The following is a 6,575-nucleotide window of genomic DNA, read 5'->3' as shown; positions in this document are numbered from 1 at the left end:
AAGGCCGCCCCAGAAGGCATCGCGTGGACGGGCATCGGCGGTGGTGGCGGTGGCGAGCGAGGCGCCGGCGAAGGTCAGGGCGATCAGGCCCGTCGCCATGGTCTTATGAAGAACGGACATGGTATTTTCCTTTCATGGGCATGGCTTCGATAAAGCCATGCCGAGACTCGGCCCGGATCGCGGCGGCGCAATGGCCGCGCAAGCGGTTTCGGCATTAAATTTTCGTCATGATTTCAAGGGATCCCGACGTCGAAAGAATTATTGCGAGCGTCCTTTCAGTCTCGTGCAAGCCGGGGCTGGTAATCTCGAATTATCTTCAGCTTGGTGAGCCGGCTCGTAAAATTCCGCTGTCGAAATTTATGGTTAAAACCTTGTTAAAAGCCTTGGCGTTATAGTTTTTGTAGTCGATATTTCATTCATTGCGGGAGCGATATTTTTTGAAATCAGCCGGGGAACTTTTGGAGTTGGCTTGTCGCCGGATCGCTGATCTGGATACCCCGGCCTATGTCAAGAACAGCGAGTTACGCTATGTCGCCGTCAACGAGGCCTATGCCCGTTTTCTGGGTCGCGAAATCTCCGATTTCATCGGCAGGCGCAGCCGCGAGCTTCTCGACCGTCCCGAGGAAGAGGATCGTGAGGACAAGGAGCGCCGCGCGCTCGTATTCGGCACTGAGGAAAACGCAATCAGCTTCGATGCGGCGGGTGTCGGCCATGAGCGCATCCAGATCGAAAGCTTCTCACCGTCGCCGGAGCGGGCCTATGTGCTCGGCATCTTCGAAGTGCGCGAGCCGCCGCGTCGGGCGATTGGCGACGCTGGGGTCGCTGGCGACCCTCGGATGACTAGCGCCGCCGATTTCGCTCGCGTACGCGAGGCGCTGGAACAGCTCGACCATCCGATCGGCATCTTTGCCGAAGATGGCCGGCCGCTGGTCGTCAACGCCGCCTATCGCAACGACGCAAAGCCTGCGGCTGTCAGCGACACGGCCTGGCATGAGAGCGTCAACGAGCTCGACCTGCTGCGGACCATCCTGGAGGACCTCCCCGTCGCGGCCTTCGTGCGCGACGAGAAGCATCGCCTCGTCTATGCCAATCAATATTACGAAACCTTCAGCGGCCATAGCCGTTCTCGGGTCCTTGGGATGACCGAACACGAAATGTTCGGTCCGGACGGCGGCGAGGCGATCTACCAGGAAAACCTGCTGGCGTTGGAGGGAGGCAAGTCGAAGGAGATCGAAAGCCTGCTGCCGAGCAAGGACGGCCATATCTATTCCGTCCTCTCGCGCGTCAACCGCGTTGTGACAGCGGATGGTCGGCCCTATGTCGTCGGCTCCTTTTCAGACATCTCGCCACTCAAGGAACGAGAGAAGGCGCTGATCGAGGCGCAGAAGCAGGAAGAGGTGCTGCACCGGGATATCGAGAATATCCTACGCTCGCTTCCGATCGGCGTGCTGATCCTCGATAACGACCACCGGATCCTCTCGGTCAACGACGAGTTCTACAGCATCTGGGAGTTGCCGCTCGACGATCCCTTCGACGGCCGCCCCTTCATCGATGTCATCCGCCGCAATTATGAGCTCGGTCGCTACGACGGCACACAGACGCCCGAGGAGATCTACGCTTTCCGCAAGCACCTGTTCGAAACCGAGGAGCCCGAGCCGATCGAGCTCGGCTGGGCGGGTGGCAAATCCGTCATTTTCGACAGCCGCCGTATCTCAAACGACCGGATACTGCTGACCTATGCCGACATCACGGCCGTGCGTGAGCGGGAAAACGAAGTCCACGAGGCCCGCGCCGCGCTGGAGCATCTCGGCGAATTGATGCGCGACGCGACACACGCCATGCCACAGGGCCTCGCTATCGTCCAGGACGGCATTATCAGGATGTCTAATGAGGCGCTGGCTCATATCCTGGAGATTCCCGCCACCTATATCGAGACCGGGCAGGGTTGGCTCGGCATGTTCGAGTTCTGCGCTGCGCGCGGCGACTTCCACGAGGACGCGGCCGAGATTCTGCAGGGTTGGCGCGACAATATCGCGGCGAGGTTGCCGATCTCCACGGCCTTCCATGTCGGCGGCGAGCGCTGGGTGAACATGGATGCAACGGTCAGCCGGGGACAGCATTGGGTGGCGCTTTTTACCGATGTCACCGAACTCAAAAGCCGCGAAGAGGAACTGCGCCAGCTGCTGTCGCGCGCCGAAGCCGCCGACCGCGCCAAATCCGAATTCCTCGCCAATATGAGCCACGAGATTCGCACACCGATGAACGGCGTGCTTGGGATGGCGGAACTGCTTGCCAAGACCAATCTCGATACGCGCCAGAAGACCTTCGTCGATATCATCGTCAAGTCGGGCAATGCGCTGCTGACGATCATCAACGATATCCTCGACTTCTCGAAGATCGATGCCGGGCAGATGAAACTGCGCAAAGCCGCCTTCGATATCACCGAAGCGGTGGAGGACGTAGCGACACTCTTGTCCTCGCACGCGGCCGAGAAGAACATCGAGCTCCTGGTGCGAGCCGCGCCCGATTTGCCCGCTGCGGTCATTGGCGACGCCGGGCGCTTCCGCCAGATCGTCACCAATCTCGTCGGCAACGCTGTCAAGTTCACCGAGCGCGGCCATGTCTTTGTCGATGTCGGCTTCCAGCCGGCCGCCGGCGGCGAGATCATGGCGAGCATCCGCATCGAGGATACTGGTATCGGCATTCCGCCGGAGAAGCTCGAATCGGTCTTCGACAAGTTCTCGCAGGTGGATGCCTCATCGACCCGGCGGCATGAGGGTACAGGCCTCGGTCTTGCGATCACCGCCGGGCTCGTCGACCTCTTCGGCGGTTATCTCAGTGTCGAGAGCGAATGGGGCAAGGGTTCGGTCTTCACCGTCAACCTGCCGTTTGCGGTTGCGGCCGCCCGCCTTGAGCCGAAGCCGTTGCCGATCAACGTGCAGGGTGCGCGCATCCTCGTCGTCGACGACAATGAAGTGAACCGGCGAATCCTGACCGAACAGCTGTCCCTTTGGGGCTTCGACGGCGTGGCCGCCGAAGGCGGCGGTACCGGTCTTGCGATTCTGGAGGCGGCGGCCAATCTCGGCGTCACCGTCGATGCCGTCGTGCTCGATTATCACATGCCCGATATGAACGGCGCCGATGTCGCGCGCAGGCTACGCGCCGATCCCCGCTTCGTCGAACTGCCGATCATCTTCCTGACGTCGATGGATATTTCCGGCACGGAAAAGGAATTCGCGGCGCTGAACGGCCACGCGCATCTGATGAAGCCGGCGCGCGCCAACGTGCTGCGCAACACGGTCGTCGAGGTGGTGCGCGCCAGCCGCGTCAAGCAGGCATCCGAGGCCGAGATTGCCCGGCTGCAGACGGAAGTGGCGGTGCAGGCGCCCGCGCCTGCGCCGCAGAAGCGAACCGCTGAATTCGTCGACGTGCTCGTCGCCGAGGACAACGAGGTCAACCAGATCGTCTTCACACAGATCCTGCAAGGCACGGGTCTTTCCTTCCTCGTCGTCGACAATGGCGAGGAGGCGGTCGCCGCCTGGGAGCGGTATACGCCGCGCATTATCATGATGGATGTCTCAATGCCCGTCATGAACGGCCATCAGGCGACCCAGACGATCCGCGCGCGCGAAAACGGGCAGGGGCACCGGGTGCCGATCATCGGCGTCACCGCCCATGCGCTCGAAAGCGACCGCGAGCTCTGCCTCGATGCCGGCATGGACGACTACATGTCGAAGCCGATCAGTCCCGAGCTGCTCGAGGAAAAAATCCGCCAGTGGCTCGGAACGAGCGAGCAGCAGCCGGAGCGCACCAGCTACTGATCTGCGCGCTGGCTGGGGGATGCCTTGATGCCACAGAGCATTTCGCGCTTGCCGGCGAAGCCCTGGCGGCGCTCGACGGCAAAACCCGCGGCGATGAGATTGCGGCGCACGAAGCCGGCCGCCGCATAGGTGGCGAAAGTGCCGCCGGCTCCGCTTTTCTCACAGACGATCCGCATCAGTTCCTCCGACCACATATCGCTGTTGCGCGACGGGGCGAAGCCGTCGAGATACCAGGCGTCGAAGTCGTCTTCGGCTGCCGCGACGCCGTCCAAGGCATAGCCGCATACGACGCTGAGCGTCGTCTGGGCGTCGAGATCGAGTCGCACGATACCGGCCGGTATTTCCGGCCAGGCCACCGTCAGCACCTGACGTTCGGCATCGATCTCCGGCCAGTGCGACAGCGCCCGGCCGATTTCTTCGCCGCGCATCGGGTGGAGTTCGAAGGAGGTGAAATGCAGGTGTTGGCCGTCTGCACGGTGGAGCTTCCATTGTCGCCACGTTTCGGCGAAGTTCAGGCCGGTGCCGAAGCCGAGTTCTCCGATCCGGAATCTCTGCCGCCCGTTCCAGCGTTCCGGCAGGCCGTTACCGGCGAGAAAAACGTGGCCGCATTCCAGCCGCCCATCGGTCTGGCAATAAAAATGATCGCCAAAGGCGGTGGAATAGGGCATATCGCCGTCGCGCCATTCGAGCGGCTGCGGCGCGCCCGCGCCAATCTGATCGGGGTTCACGTCTGTCATGGAAAAAGCCGATAGTCCTCAGCCGGTCTCAGGTCAATCGTCCTCAGAGTTGCTGATCGTCGGTGGCGGCATCATGGGTCTCTGGGCAGCCGTCCATGCCGAGCGCCGGGGCATCCGGACTCTTGTTGCTGACGCCGGCAGATTGGGCCAAGGTGCAAGCGGCGGCCTGCTCGGCGCGCTGATGCCGCATATGCCGGACCGGTGGTCGGAGAAGAAGCAGTTCCAATTCGATGCGCTGGTCTCGCTCGAAGCCGAAATCACAGCGCTCGAAGCCGAGACCGGGCTTTCCGCCGGGTATAACAGGTCCGGACGGCTGATCCCGCTGCCGAAGCCGCATCTCAAAAAAATAGCGCGCGGCCATTTCGAGGACGCCGAACGCCATTGGCGGGCGGGCGACCGCCGCTTCCACTGGCATGTGCTCGACGGGCCACCGGTCAACGGCTGGATCGAGGCGTCCGCCGGCGAGAGCGGCTTCGTGCACGACACACTCGCCGCGCGCGTTGCGCCCCGCTTGCTGATCGCAGCGCTTATCGCCTTCCTGCGGCGAGCAAAGCATGTTCGTATCCTGGAGCATGCGACGGTTGCCGGCCTTGACCCTGATCGCGGCACGACCGAAATCAACGGTGAAACGATCGCTTTCAGTCACTGCATCGTGGCCGCCGGCCATCGCTCCTTTCCATTGCTGCAAGAACTGACGCCGGGGCTGAAACAACCGCTCGGCCAGCCGGTCAAGGGGCAGGCAGCACTATTGAAAGCCGATATTGACCCGGCGCTGCCGACGATCTTTCTCGATGGGCTCTATGTCATCGCGCATGAGGGCGGGCACGCGGCAATCGGTAGCACCAGCGAGAACCGTTTTGACGATCCCAGCTCGACCGACGCCCAGCTCGACGTGCTGATCGAGGCGGCGCGCGGCATCGTGCCGACGCTTCGCGACGCTCCCGTTGTCGAGCGCTGGGCCGGGCTTCGTCCGAAGGCGATCGACCGGGATCCAATGATCGGCCGCCATCCCGATCACCGGCGCCTGATCGCGCTGACCGGCGGCTTCAAGGTCAGCTTCGGCCTCGCCCACCGGCTGGCGGAGGCGGCGATATGTATCGCAGGCGATACAGACTGCGGATTTTTGCTGCCGGAAAGCTTCGCAATTTCAAGCCACATCGCCGCGGCTTCACGTTAAACGTGAATTAGGCGGCGCTGCGTTTCGTTATTCTGTCATGGAAATCACCTATCTGCTTGCGCATCGACAGCGCCGGATCTCACCGGCGCTTACTTCCTTGATGGAGGAAATTGCATGCGCTATGCCATTTGCTTCACGCCTCCGGCGAGCGACCCGCTGTCGCTCGTGGCCGCCAACTGGCTTGGCCGAAACGTGTTTTCGGGCGATATGATGGAGCCTCCTGCAGTCCGTGGCCTCGGCATTCACGAGATCGCCTTCCATACCGCCGTGCCGCGGCGCTACGGATTTCACGGCGTTTTGAAGGCGCCGTTCCACTTGTCCCGCGACATGCCCGAATCGCAACTCCTGCGCGATCTGATGCGTTTTTCCGGGACCTTTGTTCCCTTCCAGATTCCGCGAATCGAAGTCGCCCGGCTCGGCAATTTCTACAGCCTGCTGCCGAGCACTCCCTGCGAGCAGATCCAGTATCTCGCTTCGGCGATCGTGCAGGAATTCGATCGTTTCCGCGCGCCGCTCAGCGAGGCTGAGATCGAACGCAGCGATCCGGACGGGCTATCGGCGACGCAATTTGCCAATCTGCATCGCTGGGGCAATCCCTACGTGATGGAGGAATTCCGCTTTCATATGCCGGTGACGGGTCCCGTCAACGCGATCGACATGCCGCGCATCGAGCCGGTGTTGCGGACAATCTTCGAGCCTGTCCTCACCGAGCCTGTCACGGTTTCGAACGTGGCGCTGATGGTAGAGGAGGGCACGGGCGGTCCTTTCCGCGTTCATTCGCTGCATCCGATGGGCAAGGTCAGCGCGCGCAAAATCGCTTGAACCTGCTGATGAGCTAAA

5 protein-coding genes are annotated in these 6,575 nt (G+C 62.0%); 4 read left to right on the top strand and 1 reads right to left on the bottom strand.

Going from position 1 to position 6,575, the window contains the following annotated elements; translation table 11 throughout:
- Window positions 1-118: 118 nt before the first annotated feature.
- Window positions 119-328, top strand: coding sequence for a hypothetical protein (locus MOV76_RS05775; protein ID WP_183619292.1), 210 nt, complete (start codon window positions 119-121; stop codon window positions 326-328).
- 109 nt (window positions 329-437) lie between these two features.
- A complete protein-coding gene (locus MOV76_RS05770; RefSeq protein ID WP_247264012.1) occupies window positions 438-3,821 on the top strand; it encodes a response regulator in 3,384 nt (1,127 codons plus the stop codon).
- Here the strand turns inward: MOV76_RS05770 and mnmD are convergent.
- Complete coding sequence (gene mnmD / locus MOV76_RS05765; RefSeq protein ID WP_247264011.1) at window positions 3,815-4,558, bottom strand: tRNA (5-methylaminomethyl-2-thiouridine)(34)-methyltransferase MnmD; 744 nt, start codon at window positions 4,556-4,558, stop codon at window positions 3,815-3,817. The genes MOV76_RS05770 and mnmD overlap by 7 nt on opposite strands.
- Here mnmD and MOV76_RS05760 point away from each other — a divergent pair.
- Window positions 4,557-5,735, top strand: a complete 1,179-nt coding sequence (locus MOV76_RS05760) for an FAD-binding oxidoreductase (protein ID WP_115157190.1) — start codon at window positions 4,557-4,559, stop codon at window positions 5,733-5,735. The two genes, mnmD and MOV76_RS05760, sit on opposite strands and share 2 nt — an antisense overlap.
- Before the next feature lie 114 nt (window positions 5,736-5,849).
- On the top strand, window positions 5,850-6,557 hold the full coding sequence (locus tag MOV76_RS05755; protein WP_247264010.1) for a DUF1045 domain-containing protein: 708 nt from the start codon (window positions 5,850-5,852) through the stop codon (window positions 6,555-6,557).
- Window positions 6,558-6,575 lie beyond the last annotated feature (18 nt).

The organism is Rhizobium sp. PRIMUS64 (assembly GCF_023006465.1).
In the GTDB taxonomy this organism is placed as follows: Bacteria; Pseudomonadota; Alphaproteobacteria; order Rhizobiales; family Rhizobiaceae; genus Rhizobium; species Rhizobium leguminosarum.
The sequence above is the reverse complement of the archived record's forward strand: the minus strand, read 5'-3'. Positions and strand labels throughout refer to the sequence as shown.

Excerpts from the sequence above, each read along its gene's own strand:
- MOV76_RS05775 (WP_183619292.1), top strand. The coding sequence starts at position 119 with ATGGTATTTTCCTTTCATGGGCATGGCTTCGATAAAGCCATGCCGAGA.
- MOV76_RS05760 (WP_115157190.1), top strand. The coding sequence starts at position 4,557 with ATGGAAAAAGCCGATAGTCCTCAGCCGGTCTCAGGTCAATCGTCCTCA.
- mnmD (WP_247264011.1), bottom strand. The coding sequence starts at position 4,558 with ATGACAGACGTGAACCCCGATCAGATTGGCGCGGGCGCGCCGCAGCCG.
- MOV76_RS05755 (WP_247264010.1), top strand. The coding sequence starts at position 5,850 with ATGCGCTATGCCATTTGCTTCACGCCTCCGGCGAGCGACCCGCTGTCG.